Origin of the sequence: Metabacillus malikii (genome assembly GCF_030813355.1) — a bacterium.
Lineage (GTDB): Bacteria > Bacillota > Bacilli > Bacillales > Bacillaceae > Metabacillus > Metabacillus malikii.
In genome coordinates, this window is sequence record NZ_JAUSUD010000017.1 from 13,060 (window position 1) to 32,658 (window position 19,599).

12 protein-coding genes are annotated in these 19,599 nt (G+C 35.0%); 8 read left to right on the top strand and 4 right to left on the bottom strand.

The features are described 5' to 3' along the window. Nucleotides 1-52: 52 nt before the first annotated feature. The gene (locus J2S19_RS15390) at nt 53-310 is read right to left on the bottom strand and encodes a hypothetical protein (protein ID WP_307343909.1); all 258 of its coding nucleotides are present in this window, start codon (nt 308-310) and stop codon (nt 53-55) included. A gap of 626 nt (nt 311-936) precedes the next feature. On the opposite strand from J2S19_RS15390, the gene J2S19_RS15395 reads away from it, so the two are divergent. The 3 genes from J2S19_RS15395 to J2S19_RS15405 are packed head-to-tail and all read left to right on the top strand — an operon-like array spanning nt 937 to nt 4,653. Beyond that, nucleotides 937-2,418, top strand: coding sequence for a spore germination protein (locus J2S19_RS15395; protein WP_307343911.1), 1,482 nt, complete (start codon nt 937-939; stop codon nt 2,416-2,418). An 8-nt stretch (nt 2,419-2,426) separates the two neighbouring features. Beyond that, nucleotides 2,427-3,521, top strand: coding sequence for a GerAB/ArcD/ProY family transporter (locus tag J2S19_RS15400; RefSeq protein WP_307343914.1), 1,095 nt, complete (start codon nt 2,427-2,429; stop codon nt 3,519-3,521). 4 nt (nt 3,522-3,525) lie between these two features. Beyond that, nucleotides 3,526-4,653, top strand: coding sequence for a Ger(x)C family spore germination protein (locus J2S19_RS15405; protein WP_307343917.1), 1,128 nt, complete (start codon nt 3,526-3,528; stop codon nt 4,651-4,653). Nucleotides 4,654-4,974: 321 nt separating this feature from the next. Here the strand turns inward: J2S19_RS15405 and J2S19_RS15410 are convergent, their stop codons facing one another. Both J2S19_RS15410 and J2S19_RS15415 read right to left on the bottom strand, forming a co-directional pair. Then, a complete protein-coding gene (locus J2S19_RS15410) occupies nt 4,975-5,325 on the bottom strand; it encodes a hypothetical protein (RefSeq protein ID WP_307343920.1) in 351 nt (116 codons plus the stop codon). 373 nt (nt 5,326-5,698) lie between these two features. Then, nucleotides 5,699-5,884 (bottom strand): hypothetical protein, encoded by a 186-nt coding sequence (locus J2S19_RS15415; protein ID WP_307343922.1) that lies wholly within the window; start codon nt 5,882-5,884, stop codon nt 5,699-5,701. A gap of 1,159 nt (nt 5,885-7,043) precedes the next feature. Between J2S19_RS15415 and J2S19_RS15420 the strand changes: the two genes are divergently transcribed. Beyond that, complete coding sequence (locus tag J2S19_RS15420; RefSeq protein WP_307343924.1) at nt 7,044-9,314, top strand: helix-turn-helix domain-containing protein; 2,271 nt, start codon at nt 7,044-7,046, stop codon at nt 9,312-9,314. 171 nt (nt 9,315-9,485) lie between these two features. Here the strand turns inward: J2S19_RS15420 and J2S19_RS15425 are convergent, their stop codons facing one another. Beyond that, nucleotides 9,486-10,355 carry a carbohydrate ABC transporter permease gene (locus tag J2S19_RS15425; protein ID WP_307343927.1) on the bottom strand — a complete coding sequence of 290 codons (870 nt, stop codon included), beginning with the start codon at nt 10,353-10,355 and terminating at the stop codon, nt 9,486-9,488. A 457-nt stretch (nt 10,356-10,812) separates the two neighbouring features. On the opposite strand from J2S19_RS15425, the gene J2S19_RS15430 reads away from it, so the two are divergent. The 4 genes from J2S19_RS15430 (at nt 10,813) to pelA (ending at nt 19,423) form a co-directional block, all read left to right on the top strand. Further along, a complete protein-coding gene (locus tag J2S19_RS15430; RefSeq protein WP_307343930.1) occupies nt 10,813-11,796 on the top strand; it encodes an ABC transporter permease in 984 nt (327 codons plus the stop codon). Nucleotides 11,797-11,862: 66 nt separating this feature from the next. Next, nucleotides 11,863-12,465, top strand: coding sequence for a YesL family protein (locus J2S19_RS15435; RefSeq protein WP_307343933.1), 603 nt, complete (start codon nt 11,863-11,865; stop codon nt 12,463-12,465). A 129-nt stretch (nt 12,466-12,594) separates the two neighbouring features. Further along, on the top strand, nt 12,595-14,079 hold the full coding sequence (locus J2S19_RS15440) for an extracellular solute-binding protein (protein ID WP_370875157.1): 1,485 nt from the start codon (nt 12,595-12,597) through the stop codon (nt 14,077-14,079). Nucleotides 14,080-14,203: 124 nt separating this feature from the next. Further along, complete coding sequence (pelA, locus tag J2S19_RS15445; protein ID WP_307343938.1) at nt 14,204-19,423, top strand: pectate lyase; 5,220 nt, start codon at nt 14,204-14,206, stop codon at nt 19,421-19,423. Nucleotides 19,424-19,599 lie beyond the last annotated feature (176 nt).

Sequence of the window (19,599 nt, forward strand, 5' to 3'; positions counted from 1 at the left end):
ATGCGATACCTCTTTATTGAAGTATCGCCTCAGTTAGTTCAGCAACTTTTCTTTATGCTTCACCCATTCCACTAAGTAAAAGAATATATCCTATTGTGATAAGGGCAATAAAATTAATTATTGTTAATAACCACTTATTAACACCCTTTTTACCTTTTATCCCTAAAATGGCTCCAAGTAATGGGAATAAGATCATCGAGATTATTGCCATTTTACCTAATGAACCAAAAGAAAAGCCGTTTATCATCATAGAAAACAAAATAATAAATATTCCTAAACAGATGGCTGAAAGAATATTGTAATTTTTCAATTTAACTCCCCCTAATTTAATAGTTGGTTAAAAATAGTTTAACATGGAATTTTAACTATCCTGCTCCTTCGTTAAAGAGGACTTTTTAGAACGCAATTTATTCGTACTGCGCAGCAAATAACTTTGTCTTACAGGAGTACATCTAATTTACTTGGCATTAACTAACTACTTTCCAATTCGCTGTTTGCCTTTTTCAGTTACCGCACTTTTCTAGTCATCTTCTTATTTTTATTAACGGATTTGAAACGTAATACTGACCAATCCTCATCAATAGCTAAATATCCGTGTTGAACATTCGCATCCGTGGCCATCCTACTAAGAGTAATCCAACAAATACTATTACTATTCTTTTCATGAACTATTACCACTTCTGGACTATTCTTCCGAAATGATAATCCCTTATTCCACTAACTAGTTAGCGAAAGAAGCGACTTCTCTATTGAACAATCGCTCCCGTTTAATAAGGATGAAGCATTACTATATAAGTAAAATCAACTTAATCTAGACACGATAATGTTTAACGCTGTCCAAGATGATGTAATGATTCACTGTCCCTCTGTCCATATTCTGTATAAATTAATTGTTTTTACAGACACTATTAAAAACGGTTAAAGGATATGTTACGAATGACTGAGCGTCATAATAATGATAACTTCCCAGGTTATGAAAAAATTAAAACCATTCTTAATGAATCACCCGATTTGATTTGTCGAAAGCTTGAAGTTGGACAAGAGGGGATTCATATTATTTTCATGAAGAATTTAATTAAGCCAGAGATTCTAAATGAATATGTCATTAAATATATTGAAGAACTTTCTATAGAATACTTACATTACACCTATTTAATGAAAAACATACCTATAGAAGAAATAAAGGTAAATTTAGAGGAACAAGAGGTAATCTCTTCCTTATTAAATGGATTTGCTTATATTTATTTTTTAGATGAGAAAAAGGCATTCATTGTGAACTGCGCAAACCCCATTGAACGCTCTATTGAGAAAGCAGAAACAGAATCGTTAGTATATGGACCTAAAATTTCGTTCACTGAATCATTAACTTCTAACGTTAAGATAATCAGACAAAATCTAAATGATTATAATTTGTGCACGGATGAAATAAAGATTGGGGAACGCGTTCAAAAGCAAATAAGAATTGTATATATAAAAGATATTGCGAACGATGACACTCTTCAGACACTTAAGGACAGGATTAAACAATTAAGTACGGATAATATAATTGACAGTTCCATTTTGGCTCAATGCCTAGAAGATAATCATTACTCTTTATTTCCACAATTTATATTAACAGAGCTGCCCGATCGATTCATCTACTCGATTTTAAACGGGCGAATTGGTGTTTTTATAGATGGTAGCCCAGTAGGGATTATAGGTCCTGCTAATTTTTTCTCATTTTTCGAATCAACAGAAGATATCTATTTGAGATGGTCTTTAAGTACATTTATTCGTTTTATCCGATTATTTGCTATGGTAGGTTCTCTTTTTTTAACAGCCATTTATGTGGCTGCCATGACTTATCATTTTGAACTCATACCATCTAAATTGTTAATTATCATTGGACAATCACGTTCACAAGTTCCTTTTCCTCCCTTGTTAGAAGCACTCTTACTAGAAGGGTTAATTGAGTTACTTAGAGAAGCTGGAGCCCGCCTTCCTTCAAAGGTAGGACAAACAATGGGTATTGTAGGAGGTATTGTCATTGGCCAAGCAACGGTTGAGGCAGGGTTAACTAGCAATATTTTAATTATCATTGTTGCATTTAGTGCATTAGGGGCATTTTCGGCTCCTATTTATGAAATGGGCACTGCAGTCAGAATTGCTAGATTTCCAATCATTATTTTAGCAGGTGTTTGGGGGTTAAATGGAATCATTTTCGGTATATGTATTCTAATGGTTCACTTGTTAAAATTAACTTCTTTAAATAAACCTTATCTTGCACCTCTATATCCGCTAAGAATGAAAGATTTGCAATATTTTTTAATGCGTCTCCCCCACCATTTTTATATGAGGCGGCCGTTAGTAAATCGACCAAAAGACTCCATTCGCCTAAAGGAGCGATTAAGAAATATAACAGATTTAGATGAATTTTGAGGTGCAAAATGAAATCAAATATACGTTTTGTTAACGCCTTTATGGCGTTTTATATCATACACACTTCGCAAATTGGTATGGGAATTCTTGGAGTTCCAAGAATTATGTATCTAGAATCAAAAAAAGATGCTTGGATATCCATTTTACTATCTGGTTTATTCGTTAGCTTGATTACATGGTTAATGATTTCTATCCTAAAAAAAAATGAAGGTGATACTCTTTTTGAAATTCATGAACATATATTCGGACGCTTGATTGGTAGTATTTTCAACTTCTTTATTGTCATTTACTTTATTGCCGTAAATTATTCGATCACCATTAGTTATGTCGAGTTGTCACTAACATGGGGATATGAAGGTGTCTATGAATGGGTCGGAGTATTGGCTTTATTAATATTATCCATTTATGCTGTATCCGGCGGATTTAGAGTAGTGACCGGTGTTTGTTTCTTATCCTTTTTATTGACTATATGGCTGCTATTTGTTGTGTACCAACCACTTCAAACCATAAATCTAACTAGGATTTTACCTATTATGACGACAACTCCTTCAGAAATTATGAAAGGAGTTTTCAAGAGCAGTTATACAATGTTAGGTTTCGAGACTTTACTTTTTATTTTTCCATTTATAAAGGAGAAAAATAAACTACAGCTGTTTAGTCAAATAGCTGTCTGGTTTACGACCATTCTTGTTTTAATAACAACTGTTGTTTCTATTTTATTTTTTAGCGCGAAAGAATTAGAGAAGAATGTATGGCCTGTTGTCAGCATGATTAGCACGGTCCATTTTCCATTTATTGAGCGCTTTGAATTTGTTGCGGTTCCATTTTGGATTTTAGTTATTTTTCCAAACCTATGTATCACTCTATATATTTCTTCCAAGGGTATTAAACAGATTTTTTATATAAAACAGAAATATGGAATATGGCTCATCTCCATTATCCTTTTTATCTGCAGTTTTTTAATTACTAAAAGAGTAGATAATAATTATTTTTTTGATCAAATTGGCAAAATAGGATTTTTCCTGTGGTTTATCTATCCGATTTTCTTGTATGGAATAACCATTATAAAATCAAAAATCAATACTCGTTCCAGACGGAGTTGAAAGAATGAAAAAAATTGTTATTCTGCTGTGTTCTCTTCTTTGTACTGCATGTATGGCCCCTGAAAAAATAATAGAAATGCAAGGGATTTCAACGATTATTGGTTTTGACTTGCTTGATGACAATACATACAAAGGCACTATCAGTTTGTTACAATTTGACCGAAAAGAAGAAAAGACGAGTGTAACCCTTTCTGCTGACGGAACGACTAGTAAACAAATCAGACAAAAACTAGAGGAACAGACAAGCCATGACATTACGTCTGGTCAATTAAGGACCATACTGTTTAATAAAAACATGGCAGAAACAGGAATTTCTTCTTTTCTGGATACAATGCAACGAGATAGCATTATCAGTTCTTTAATCTTTTTGGCCATTACTGATAATGCTGAGGAGACGATTAACAATACAAACTATGAAGAATATCCCGAAATGGGATCCTATATTTATCAACTATTGGATAAACACGAAAAGAAAGAAATGTTAGTCAACTCCAACTTACATGATTTTATAACCACACAATATGAAATTGGTATTGATCCTACCCTACCCATTATAAAAAATGCAAATGGCGTAGCACCTTTTATAGATAGTGTTGCATTATTCAAAGAAGATAAAATTGTTGGGTCTATTTCGTTGATAAACACCCTTTACATAAAATTATTCACAAATAATAAGGCATTTTTAGGTGAAATAACTGTAGAGATTGCTGCTGAAGAACTAGAGAAAAGAGGGATGGCAGAACTCAACCTTCCTAAAAGTGATATTTATAAGATTACACTTCATCCAATAAAGTACAAAGGAAACATTGAAATAAAGAACGAAGAATTGGTTCATTTAAATGCAACGATTTCCGTTTCAACATTAGAATTTCAACCATCTATTTCTGTGAAAAATAAAGATTCACTAAACAAAATGGAGCAACTAATTGGTGAAGCCCTAAACAAAGAATTTGGATATATACTTGAGGAATTAAAAAATTTAAATACGGATCCCATTGGCATCGGAAGAAAAATAAGAAGCGTTAGAAAATATTCCCATTTAACTGAGGGAGATTTAAGACAAAAATATTCAGCACTAAAGATAAAACCAAATATAAAGGTGGAAATTAAGCGAACTGGATCAGTTGATTAACATGTTTTTAGGAACAAAATCGCTAACTCGACTTAACCACGACCCAAGTGTTCATTATTCACTGGGTCTTTTTTCTCGCTTGTCGCATGGTACCATTGCAAAAAGGACAGACTACTTCCACTTCTTCATTTTCTTCCAAGTCAAAATGAAAGTCTTCTACAACATAATATGGAAACTCCTTCTTTTCCGTAATCAATACTTCTAAAATAATAAATTTATTTCTTCATTTAAGCCGAATGAGATGAGCCTTTAGTTTTCTATTCGGATAAAGCATTTTTCATAAATATCTATTGCTTCAATTTGTAGATTATTTAAATCAATTTACAACTCATCCTCACGCTCTTCATCTTCTTCACCCAACCAACAAATATAGATTTCACAATGATCACCTTGTGGAAGTAACTCTTTTAGAAGGTTACATAAATAGAGGAAAGTCTTTTTGGATTTTTCGTAGTTATGTGGTGAATGAATCTTTTGAAATTCATTCATTTGCCAAATAGGATGACCATTTTCAGAAACTTCATAAATATAGGGCGTAGTAAAATGCTTCTGCTTAACTAAATTACTATTTTCTTCATCTGAAAAAACATAACCAATTTCAACTTCATCCTCTGTATAATATTTATTAAGTTTTAATGCAAAATTTAAACCAATATAGGTTGCCATACTCATTTTCATAAACTCCTTGTTATTGGGTGACTTTCATATATTCCCTCATTGTTTATTCAAAGCTTCTTCAAGTAACCTAACCCGTTACTTAAAGTATATAATTTCGCAAAGTCCTCTAAAGATGAAGTTCTTTACTGCGCAGTATTTGTCAATTCTGCATAAAAGTTTTGATAATCTTATTCCACTAAACTACCTCTTAAAAATGCGATACCTCTTTATTGAAGTATCGCACCATATAGTTTAATTGAGTTTCTTCACAAATTTAATATTATCAAATAAGAGATAACAATAAGGTTTCAATTGTAACTATTTGTATCTATTTTTTATGCTGCAAAAGTATAAAAGACCATCAATGATAGTTCTTTAATACTCGTTCTTATACTCTTTTCTTCTTTTCCCAGTTTGACAGAAGAACACTTGTCAATATGGTCCCAAGACCTACTACAAGAAGACAATCATATAGAGTTGTATTGTCCATTGTTGCTGATACACCTATCAAACCAGCTCCTAATCCAGCTATAAAGGGATATTTATTATGTTGTTTGTTAGTTTTTTTTCGCAAATGCTCCCCCTCCAAATTTAAAAAATTTTACTCATTAGAGGTAAAAAAAAGAGATTAATCCTTTCTTCAGACACTAAACGATGGAGGATATTACCTTCTTTATGAACTTTTATCATAATGATGATACAACGTTTGGTTTATTTAATAAAAAAGAGCTGGCAATTGCAGTTCGAATTAAAAGCGAAACGTCAATATGAATTTAACGTACCTATTCATCATCCTTATTATACCATATTAGTTAAATATTATTTTATAGTAATATTCTTTATGACACTAACCTGCACCGTACAATAAGAAAATTCATTCCCACTACTTGACGTAATGCTACCAGTATAGTGAAGAACGAGGTTCATGAAAATCAAGCAAATTATTTCTTGGATAGATAATGTCTTGCATTAATAAAAAATACAGTACCGAAGAGAAATAATAGCACTATAACCCAGCTTGCGATAGCTGAATATTCGCCTTTATAAATATATTCACTTGTCAAATTAACAAAAACCATTACTGCCATAACAATGTACAAACCTTTTATATATTTCATAACTTTTGTTCAAAACCTCCGTTTTTAACACCTGTATGTTAAGTAGATTAATTCACAAATCGTACCTGATAATTTAAGTTTGGGCTCTGTTAAAATTTAAATATTTGATAGATAAACTAACGCTTCCATTTAATGAATTATTTTACATTGTGCAAAGTATTACGCTTATTTTTCAACTTTTTATATAATGCAACATAGTTAAGAACTAAAACAACAATTCTTCTATCTATAACATTATCGTCCGGTACTGAATTAAATATGAAGTAATCAAAACTCAAATGTTTTCCCCCTATCGTATTAACTCTGATTACTATTTCTTTACCTTATTAAGAGAATCCTTCTTAAACTAACTAAACTACCCCGTTTTCAATTTAGATTAATACTATGAAATCCAATATTCCCGGTGGTAATAGAACAGTTAACAGTAGTACCAAGTCTTTTATATTTGAAATGCTCACGCTTCCTAGTGGCAAATGATGAACAATCGAATGCGAAGAAACAATTTGAAAAGATTGATTTGGGGTCAATCAGCATATTGACACAAATTTTACCAAATGTATATAATATAAGTTAGTGTAAGCGCTTTAATTCATGAGATAGGAAGTGTTTGACTAGATGAAGCATAAGCCAAAATATTTCTATCGATTGTTTCTGCCGTTTGTCCTGATTGGGACCCTTGTGATGATTGCATTTAACGGGGTTGCTTATATTTTGACAAAGGATAAATTGGATGAAAAAATCTCATTAGAAAAATTAGAGAACGTCGTACAAACGAAAAATACGTTAGAACAAAAAATTCAAACGCTAGATTATGCTCTTAATTCCTACATTTATGACAACCCCTTTAAACAGTATATGGAACTGCCATTAACCGCCTCTAACTTTGATACATATCGAGAAATTATTAAACGCCTAAACTACATTTCAGCTTTTGGCCCAAGTCAAACATCGATTGAATTAGTCAGTTTAAAGGGCAACTGGGTCATAAATAAAGAAGGGTTAAAGCAACTTACTCATAAGCAGAAAGAGGAAGTAAAATCTAAATATATCGAACTTGCGAATACGTCAACATGGGTTGTAGAAGAGGATAATAAAAAAGAGATTTTATTAGTGAAAAAAACTCCGTTTAATTTGAAAGAAAGCAATGGAATCTTAATTGTGCACATACCTTTGAACTCATTTTCTAATTTGATTTATAAGCAGTCTGACTCGAATCCTATTTTCATTTATAACCAAGAAGGGAAATTTATTTACCAAAGCAATGCATTAGAAGAAGAGGGACTCCATAAGAAGTATATCGAGCAAATTCTAAATGAAGAAATACATACAACAGATGTTCTAGACGAAATCGTCAATAAACAAGAGACAAACAAAATTGCCTATACAAAATCGGAATACAACGGTTGGATTTATGTGACGAGAATTAACGATAAAGAGTTATCTGCAGCCGTAAAGCCGACGATTATTGCTTTAGTGCTCATGAGTCTATTTATGCTGCTAGTTACAATCGTTATCGGATATATTAGCTCTGATTATTTTTCGAAGCCGATTCGTGAACTGCAAACGTATATCCCGAAACAACCAAAAAGTAAATATAAAGATGAATTTGAACAAATTGGTCATTCAATTCGTGAGGTTGTCTCAAGAAACGAAGTGCTTGAGCATACAATAGTAAACCAACATGAACAACTAAAAACATTATTTATGCTAAACCTTTTTCGCGGAAGATTGACCGAAGCTGAAATTGTAGAGCAGTTAAAGGGCTTTAGATTTCCTTCAAAGTGGAAGTATCTATATGTAATGGCGATTCAATTTGATAGTTTGAAAAAAAGTGAGTTTACGAGAAAAGATAAGGATGTCCTCCTATTCTCAATCAATCAAATTGTTTCAGAGGTTGTTTCAGAAAATGAGCTGTTGCCCCCTACGGTTGTCGATTCTCATACACAAGCAACAATCTTTATAAGTCAAACTGATAACTTTAACATGCATGTACAAAATATAAATCAATATAGTGAAGAAATTCAAAAGCGTGTAAACGAAATATTTGATGTAACAATTAGTATCGGAATTAGTAGACCGTTCGAGCAATTGTCGGACTGCAAACAAGCGTTGGAACAAGGAATTGAATCGTTGCGATACAGACTTAAGGTAGGGAAGGAATCGATAATCTTTTATGAGACTGTGGCACCGATTTACAGTAGTAACCAGATTAAAACATATTTTCCAAAAATACTAGAAAATCAATTGTTTGATGCGATAAAACTAGGTGACAGTGAAAAGGCACTAACGTCTTTACACCAATTATTTGCAGATCTTTATAAAAATAACCATAATCCACATGAGCTTGAAGTGAACATTATGCGCTTTATTAACGATATTATCCACTTGATGCATGTGATGGGAATGGATACGTTAATCATGGATGACTATAAGACAATCTATCATGCGATTTCAGACATGAAGACGTCAGAAGAAATTGAAATGTATGTTAAGAAGAATATGATTTATCCAATGATTGAGGCGATAACTGAACGAACAGATACACAATATAAAACGATTTCAAATCAAATTCTACATATTATCGAGAATGAGTACGATTCAGACTTATCATTAGAGTCAATTGCAACACGACTTCATTATAATAAAAATTATTTGAGCAGCATTTTTAAAAAGGAATTCCAGCAAACGTTTAGTGAATATTTAACATTGTATCGGTATGACAAGGCGAAGAAATGGTTAAAAGAAACGAATATGTCTGTTCGTGAAATATCAGAAAAGCTCCAGTATCGTAATTCACAAAACTTTATTCGTTCCTTCCGAAAAATTGAAGGAATAACACCTGGGAAATATCGTGACTTACACCGTGATGATTCACTTTCTTTTTAACAAGTAATAGAAGGATTAAAATATACAAAAAAGCTGTCTCAAAGACTTGGTACACAGTACCTAGGACTTTGAAACAGCTTTTTATTATATGTTTATTTCGCTTTTATATGTTGAATGGATCGAATAATGTCTCGTCAGCTTAAAACACTAAAACAACAACATAATTAATAATTACGCTTTTACAGACCCGACAAAGGCCCCTTTGACAAAGTACTTTTGTAGGAACGGGTAAAGAATTAACATCGGTAGTGTTGCTACTGTTATAACGGCCATTTTAATTGTTTGTGCTGGTGGCTGTATATCAACTGCTGTAGTATCAGCTTGCATACCACTAGACACGATAACAATTTGCCGCAGCAATACTTGAATTGGCCATTTTTCTGAGCTGTTCAAGTAGAGAATTGCATTCATGTATTCATTCCAATATGCAACAGCGTAGAACAATGATATCGTTGCAATCGATGGCAATGATAATGGTAAAATAATTTTGAAAAATATCATCATATCATTATATCCATCCATTTTTGCAGATTCCTCTAAACTATCAGGAATCGCTTGGAAGAAGTTCCTCATAATAATAAGGTTAAATGCATTAACCGCAACAGGAAGCATTAATGCCCAGTAAGTATCAATAAGTCCTAAATTTCTTACTACTAAATAGGTAGGAATCATACCACCACTAAAGAGCATTGTAAAGACGACAACAAAATTTATCGCTCTTCTTCCATATAAATATTTACGCGATAAGCTATATGCCATAAAGGATGTTAACACCATACTAATAAGTGTTCCTACTCCTGTCACACCGATTGAAACAAAAAAGCTTTTGAATAGAGTCGGTGTTGAAAAAATGTATTCATACGCGTTTAATGTAAACGTTGTTGGAAAAAGAATGAATGGTTTTTCTACAACCTCTTTAGTTGAAGCAAATGAACTGGCAATGACATTTACAAATGGTAACAAACAAATTAAAGCAATAATGAGTAGAATCGTGCAATTTACAATGTTAAAAATACGACTACCTAACGATTTGTCCTGCATAGTTTGTAATCCCTCCATGACTATTCTATTTAGGTTCTATTCATTTGCAAACTTCGTTAACAGAACCTTTTATAAAGATATTTGCTATGTTTCCTCAACTATAACAATGGGGAAAATGGTACGTCTATAATCATTTCATCATGAACAGTCTCGTCCGCAGAAAGGGATAATGATAAGTGGGCACGCTAGAAAAGGAGAGCACTAAACACGATATAATCATTTTGCTGTAAGCGTAATCATTAACTTAGATTTAGTTGTGTAAACGCTTTCTGGAGCTATTTTAAGCTGTGTCTGAATAGATGATTGTAGACGTTATATAAGATAATCGCTTACATTTGAAATGTAATTAGTAAGCAATAAATGAACAAGCGAAAATGGGAAGAAGGGGTTATCCTCTTGAACATGCATGGAACAAAATCATTTTCTAACTAGGTATCACAAAAGGAGGTTTTACAATTTGAAAGAAACAATTACTCCAGTGAATCAGCAAAACGTACCAACGATATTAGACAAGAAGGAAATAAAAAGGGAGTTAAGGAGAAAAAATATTGCGAGTATTGGTAGAAATAAATATTTATATTTTATGATTCTTCCAGGTCTCCTCTACTTTATTTTATTTAAGTATGTCCCAATGGGAGGCTTGGTAATTGCATTCCAAGATTATCAGCCGTTTTTAGGGGTGCTCGGTAGTGAGTGGGTAGCATTCAAACATTTTATTCGTCTATTTACAGAGCCAACCTTTTTTATGTTACTTTCGAACACATTATTTTTATTTGCATTAAATATTTTTATTTTCTTCCCGATACCAATAATTCTTGCTTTGATGCTTAACGAAGTAAGAGGAAAGTTATTTAAAAAGACAGTTCAAACAATGATTTACATTCCTCACTTTATGTCTTGGGTTATTATTGTTTCAATTAGTTATGTCTTTTTAACAGTAGACGGTGGGGTAATTAATGAGTTAGTTGCCAAGCTGGGTGGAGAAAAGGTTGATTTCTTAACAGATGGAGCATGGACAAGGGCGATATACATTCTCCAAATCATTTGGAAGGAAATGGGATGGTCAACAATCATCTATTTAGCGGCTGTAACAGCTGTTGACCCGCAATTATATGAAGCTGCCAAAATGGATGGTGCGAACCGTCTTCGTCAAATTTGGCATGTAACCTTACCTGCAATTCGACCAGTTATTATTATTTTATTAATCTTAAAGATTGGTCAAACATTAGATTTGGGATTTGAACATGTTTACTTATTATTAAACTCATTAAATCGTGAAGCGATGGAAATATTTGATACGTATGTGTATACAGCAGGTTTGAGAAATGGTCAGTTGAGTTACAGTACAGCTGTTGGTTTATTTAAAGGAGCTGTTGGTTTAATTCTTGTTATCGGTGCCAATAAGCTAGCTAAGAAATTTGGAGAAGATGGATTATATTAAACGAATAGAACAACTAGAAAATATGTTCACGTTAACAACGGAAGGTAAGTGATTATCGTGGAGAGAGTGGCAGAACGACTGAATGACCTATGTGTAAGGATTTTACAGTTAGTATATCTTCATTTGTTATGGTGTGTTTTTACAATGCTTGGGCTGATATTCTTTGGAGTCGGTCCAGCAACGTATGCGATGTATACAGTACAAAGACAATGGGTTAGAGGAAATATGGAAATTCCTATTTTTTCAACATTTTGGCAGGCGTATCGCACCAATATTATTGAGTCATCATTAATCGGTGTATTCTATCTAGTTGTTGGGATAATCCTCTATACTGATTTACTTTATGTCCAGTCATTTGGATTAAGAGTATTGTTATTTATCATTAGTTTTCTTTATGTGATTTCACTTTGTTTTATATTCCCAATCATGGTCCACTATGAATGGGAACGTACAACGTTAAAGTTAAAGTGTTCTGTTTTGTTTGCCTTGAGCTATCTTCAATACACCTTAGTATTACTACTAGCAGTTGCAGCTATTTATATTGTTTTACTTATGTATCCTGGATCTCTCATGTTCTTTGGGATAAGTCTAGCTAGTTATACAATTATGTGGTTAACCCATCAGGTTTTCATGAGAATTGAAATGCAGGCACAGTTAAAAGAAAGCTAGAATAGAAGAGAAGAGTTACACTTAAAGGAGGTGAGTTTTTTATAGGGGTATGTTTTTAATGATAAATTATGATATTAAAAGGGGATGGAAGTATTGAAAAAGAAAAGTAAATTTCCAAAGGTTATTGCTGTGTCCTTACTTGTTTCTTCACAGCTATTACTAGCTGCATGTTCGGAGAAAAGTAATAATTCATCAAATGAATCATCTTCTGGAACATATGACCCAAACTCACATCTTGAAGTGAGCTGGACTGCAATGCTACACACGCCTTCTCCACCAACAGATGTAGTACTAGATAAAATTGAGGAAGCGACAAATACAACAATTAAGTTTAACTGGGTGCCTGATGCTTCTAAAGAGGAGAGAATAACAGCGGCATTAGCGTCCGGTGAACTATCTGATATTGTCTCTTTAACAATGCTGAGAAATTCATCTGTCCGACAATCGTTAAAATCCGGCATGTTTTGGGATGTTAGTAAGTACTTAGATGAATATGAAAATTTAAAGCAAATACCTGAAGAGGTTCGTACAGCTGCATCAATTGATGGAAGTTTATATGGTGTACCGTTCCAAAAGAACTTAGGACGTTCTGGACTTATTTTACGTAAAGATTGGCTTGACAACTTAGGCTTAGAGCCACCTACAAATTTGGAAGAGCTATATGAGGTTGCAAGAGCATTTACAGAAGATGACCCTGATGGAAATGGTAAAGATGATACAACAGGATTTATTGACAGAAGCGAACTAAGATACGGAAGTTTTAAAACGTTAAGTTCTTATCATGGTGCACCGAATGGCTGGGCAGTAGATGAAAATGGTAAATTCACTCCTGAGTTTGAAACAGAAGCATACCTCGAGACAATGAAGTATTCTCGAAAATTATATGAAAATGGCTATTTAGCGAAAGACTTTGCAGTAACAGCAAAATCTGACCAACAAGAGAAATTTGCTCAAGGTAAAGCAGGTATTTATACAGGTATGGTAGACATTAAAAACTTAAAGGTAATGGCTGAAGGTGTTCAGGATCAAATGGAACTCATTCCAATAAACAAAATTGCCGGACCTGACGGTGAACATCGCATTTGGTCTGAAAATAGTGGTGTTGGAGGATTATTAGCTTTCCCGAAATCAGAAGTAAAAGATGAAGCAGAGCTAAAAAGAATCCTTCAATTTATCGACAATTTAATTGATAAAGAAGTCTATATGCTGATGACTGGTGGTATTGAAGGGACACACTATGAATTAGGTGAAAATGGCGAATTTAATATCCTTGACGATGCGCAATGGCAAAAGGATGTTCAACCGTTATCAAGCTCTAGACCAAGTGAAGTAACTCATGAACTTGTTGATGCTGACCCGAAAAAGCAGCTTGCAAATGAATTAATCCGTGAGAATGATAAGTTTGCAGTATTAGACCCGACAGTACCACTAGACTCACAAACAGCAAATGAAAGAGGTACTGAACTCGAAAAAATCATCATCGACGCTACCTTTAAATTTATCATGGGTGAAATCGATGAAGCCGGCTTCCAAAAAGAAGTCGACAAATGGAAAAAATCCGGCGGCGACGACATGGCAAAAGAATACGAAGAAGCCTACAAAGCAGCCAAATAGGAAGCAAGGAAGCAGGGGGACGGTTCTTCTGCTTCCAAATTTTTTATAAACAAGAGACAAGCTAATAGACATCATTGTTCCCCAAAATTTAAGATTTGAACACAATCGCTCGAGGAGGAATGAAATGAAAAAATTAGTTAATGCCTTTTTATGTCTTATTCTATTATTTCCAGCACTACAAGCAGTTGCCGGTGTAGCCCAACCTGAACAACAAGTAGCGGTCAACTATTTGGTTAACGATGATTTCGAAAACGAAAAAATAGGAGAGTTACCTGATGGATATACACATAGTGCCTCTGAAGAAGGAGTAACAGAGGAAACGAGCGCAGTATATGTGAGTGAAATTCCAAACGATTCCGAGGGCAACAGCTCTAAAAACGGACTTCGCATCTTCGATAATGATAGCGCTTCCTCAAAAAGGGCCCGCACCATCGTAACAAAATCATTTGACCGCCAAGAGGGTAGTGTTGTCGTAGAACTCGACATCATGGAGCCAAAGGTAGTTGGGAATTCATACCCACTGCGAATTGAAGATAAACAAAATGGCAAAACAGCCGTCATCCTTGAAGTATCTGGCCGCAATTTAGGCTATCGAGGCAGTGATGGAACATTTAAATCGTTCAATGAACAAGGTGTACCACTCGAAGGAAATGTATGGACACATATAAAACTATTAGTCGATACACTAGGTGATTCAGCAGAAGTATATGTTAATGAAAATTATATTGGAAACATACCATTCTATGAAAACGTGGACCAAATCGATAGTCTCGAAGCACAAACGGCTGGAACTTCAGTTGGTGATATATACTGGGACAATGTCCAAGTATACGTAGAACCGACCGATTCACCTAAAGCTTTAACAGCCACGTTTGGTAATCAAACCGTTGAACTAAATTGGAAAGCTGCCAAAGGTGCAGCATCGTATACAGTTAAACGAAGTTCAAGTGATGGCGGACCTTATGAAACGATAGCTTCAAACATCACAGAAACTCGCTATGTTGATAAACAACTACAAAACGACACAACGTATTATTATGTTGTAACAGCAGTAAACGCTGTTGGCGAAAGTCAGCCTTCTAACCAAATTGCTGTTACACCAACAGAAATACCGAATCCACCTAGTACCCCAACCGGTTTAACAGCAAGTGCTAGAAACAGCCAAGTTGATTTAAAATGGGACAAATTCGGTGAAAGTAAGAAAATTTTATTTGTCGGCACGGGAATTCCAGCAGATGAAAAAACAATCAAACATTTAGAAGCGCAAGGATTCACAGTAACATTTATAAAAGATAATGATGTGAAATCAGATGATGTCAATGGCTATGACTTAGTATTTGTCGGTGAATCTTCAGGCTCCGGCTACATCGGGAAAAAGTTCATGAACTCACAAGTACCGGTCGTCTATGCTGAGCCGTTTGCTTTAGATGATGTACAGCTTAGTTCTGCTAATTCCGGTACATTTGGAAGCTATGAAAACCAGACTGCAATAAATATTAAAACAAGTAGCCATCCACTTGCGGCAGGCTTAAATGGAAAAATTACAGTTTATACAAAACCAGGCAGTGTGAACTTTGGAAAGCCATCTGAAGAAGCAATCATTATTGCGACAGCTGCTGGTGATGAGGAAAAGGCAACAATTTTCGCCTATGAAAAAGGTTCTAAAAATGTAAATGGTGACCCTGTACCTGCGCGTCAAGTCTCAACATTTTTATTTGCGGGCCAAGAAGACTTTGTTACTGCAGAGGGATGGAAACTAATCGATGAATCAGTCAAATGGGCGCTCGGTTTAGAGAAGGAAAACACTACATCAAAAGTAACCTATAACATAAAGAGAGCTTCAACTAAAGGAGGACCTTATGAATTAATTGCCTCACAAATTGAGGATACTCAGTATCGTGATACAGGCTTAGATAACAATCAAAACTACTACTATGTCATATCAGCAGTTAACATCGGTGGGGAAAGTAACAATTCTAAGGAAGTTGCAATAACTCCATCAGCACCTCTACCTTCGCCAACTAGCAGCTTAAAAGAAAGTCATAGCAATAAAATTACGATTACGTGGAATGCAGTTAATGATGCTACATCTTATGAAATTAAACGTAGCACGAAAAAGGGAATTTCCTATGAAACAATTAAAAGTGACCTAAAGGATACTATATTTACCGATACAAGTGTGACAAATGGTCAAGAATACTATTACGTTATTAGTGCTAAAAACGACAAAACGAAAAGTGCACATTCAAATCCAGTAAGAGCTATCGCATCAAACAATACAGATGTACCTGAATTACCAACGAACATTGAAGCGAAAGCAGGAGACTCTCAAGCAACCTTGACCTGGTCAGCTGTAGGTGGAGCAAAATCATACAATATTAAACGTGCTCTATATAAGAGTAATGAATACCAGGTGATTGCAGAAAACCACTCACTAACTAGCTATCAAGATGTCGGTCTTGTAAATGGTGAAACATATGATTATATCATTACAGCTATAAATGAAAACGGTGAAAGTGTCCATTCAGAACCGGTAGCCGTAACACCAGCAAAGGTTATCGTTGTGGCAAAAGAAGGTGGAGACTATAAAACGGTTCAAGACGCGATAAATGCTATACCTGACAATAGTACGAAACGCCATGTGATTTTCGTTAAAAACGGAGAATATCGTGAAAAACTCACTGTACCAAAGGAGAAAAAAAATGTAAGTATTGTTGGGGAAAGTAAGGAAGGGACGATTCTTGTTTACCAGGATAATGCCAATACACCTGGACCAGACGGTAATCCATTAGGAACATCAAAAAGTTCAAGCATGTTTATTTACGGAAATGACTTTATTGCTAAAAATATAACGATTCAAAATGACTCAGGTCAAGGAACAGGGCAAGCTGTTGCAGCTTATGTTCAAGGTGACAGAGCATATTTTGAGAATGTAAGATTTTTAGGCTATCAAGATACATTGTATACACATCAATCACGTCAATATTATAAAGGCTGCTATATTGAAGGAGATGTCGACTTTATCTTTGGCCCTGCTACAGCTGTTTTTGAAGATTGTCAAATTCATAGTAAACGAGACAATAGCATGCTTACCGCTGCAAGCACGCCACAGGATAGTGAATTCGGCTATGTCTTCTTAAACTCAAAAATTACATCTGATGATGGGACAGAAGGAGTCCGCTTCGGCAGACCGTGGCGCCCTTATTCCGCTGTAAGCTTTATTAATACAGAGATGGATTCATCAATTGCACCTGACGGCTGGGATAATTGGGGTAATGAGTCAAATGAAAAAACAGCTAGATATTCTGAATACAATAGTTCAGGATCCGGAGCAAATCCAAAAGCCCGTGACCCATGGTCTGTACAATTAACACCAGATGAAGCAAACCTTTACACCGTACAAAATGTATTAAAGGGGAATGACGGTTGGGATCCAACGAGAACACCAATCATTCCTGAAACAAATACATCCGCACCGATTGTAACGATCGATCAGACGGATACGCTCGTAAACAAATCTACCTTCACGATTTCCGGAAAAGTGAACACGGATGCGACAATAACGATTAATGAAAAAAGTGTGACCCTTCAAAAGGATAAAAGCTTTACGAAAAAGCTTAACTTAGAGGAAGGAGCGAATGTATTTACGATTAAAGCAACCGATAAAAACGGACTTATCGGCATAAAGGTTTTAAACATTACTCTTGATTCGAAAGCACCAGTTGTCACATTAGAAGAAGTGAAGGGTGACAAAAGAGGTAATCATTATAACACGAGGTTTAATCCGTTACCTATAACTGGGAAGTTAAATGAATCAGGAAAAGTACTTGTAAATGGTAAGGAAATTTCAGTTGCCAAGGATTTAACGTTTAAAACGGATGTTAGCCTTAAACCTGGTATGAATACGGTAAAAATTGAAGCAGTCGACCGCGCGGGGAATAAAGCGAAGTCGGTAACCTTTAAGGCTGTCCCAAGAGGAAATGCTGTTATTGATGGACCTGTGCAAATTTTGTCTAGTAAAGTAACGAATGCAAATACGATTGAGGTGACGTTTAATAGTCAGCTAGTAAATTTTAAGTCCTCTGATTTAGAATTGCAAACTGCTACAAATGATTGGGCTACACTCAACCCAGGATTAAAGGCTAACTTGACGATTGAGAGAGTCACCACGCGGGTGAATAAAGATAGACAAACCGTTGCGGTTATAAAAACGAAGGAAAAGCTGAATGAGGATGGGACGATTACAAAGGAAAACAAAGAAGACCCGCATAACATTCCATACTTAAATGCACCATACTACACAGGAAATAAGGAAGCCGACATTAAACAAGCTGATGCACTTCTTTCTTGGCAAATGGAGCATGGTGGTTGGTATAAAAACATGGAGGATAAATATACTCGTCCATGGGATGGAAAAGAGCCTAAATCTGAGATGTATACGCCGGATCACGGTGAGTTAGGGGTAATTGATAATAATGCAACAACAAATGAACTGTTATTCTTAGCGCTAATGTATAAGGAAACAGGTGATAACCGCTATAAAGAATCAGTCATAAAAGGAGTCGATTACCTTCTTGAGGCGCAATATGAGACGGGTGGCTGGCCACAAGTTTACCCTGCTAGAGGAAATTACTCAGACTACGTAACGTACAACGATAATGCCATGGTTCGTGTTATGAACGTATTAACAATGATTTCTGAGAAGAGATATCCTTTTAATACAGATATCGCAACTGATGAACTTATTAGCGACATCAGCAAATCATTAGATTCGGGATTAGATTATATTCTTAAATCTCAAATAAAAGTTGATGGAGAGTTAACGGCTTGGTGTGCACAACATGACCCGACTACTTACGAACCGAAGGAAGCACGTTCCTATGAGCACCCGTCAATTTCTGGTTCAGAATCTGTCGGAATCGTCCAATATTTAATGGCCTTACCAAATCAAACAGCAGAGGTCGAAGCGGCGATAAATGGTGCATTAACTTGGTTTGAAGATGCAAAGGTTGAAGGAATGAAATATGTTTCCGCCGACCCTGCAGGTATCTACTTCCATCAAGATGACTCAAGCAACACATGGTACCGCTTTTATGAAATCGGGACAAATAAGCCAATTTTCTCTGGAAGAGACGGGATTATCAAGCACAATATCCTTGAAATCGAACAGGAAAGAAGAGATGGCTATCGTTGGGCAGGTGAATGGCCACAGAAATTACTGGATGTTGCAAAAACGACAGGCTACTATGAAAATCGCATCTTTGTTAAGGTTGTTGGCGAAGAATCGAAAAATGCTGTAGGGGCAACATTAGAGGCCGGTAGTCTGTATCGTGTGGAAGGTTAGTGATTAATCATACAAACAACGAAAATATTAAACAGCTACAAATAGTTAAAGATTCCAATATTACATTGAAACCTATTAGAAATAAATAGTTATTAGGGATGGTGACTCAAATAGAATTTGGTGTTTATATTTGAGTCACCTTCTTCATTATATTAATGCAAATAATGAGGAGGTTA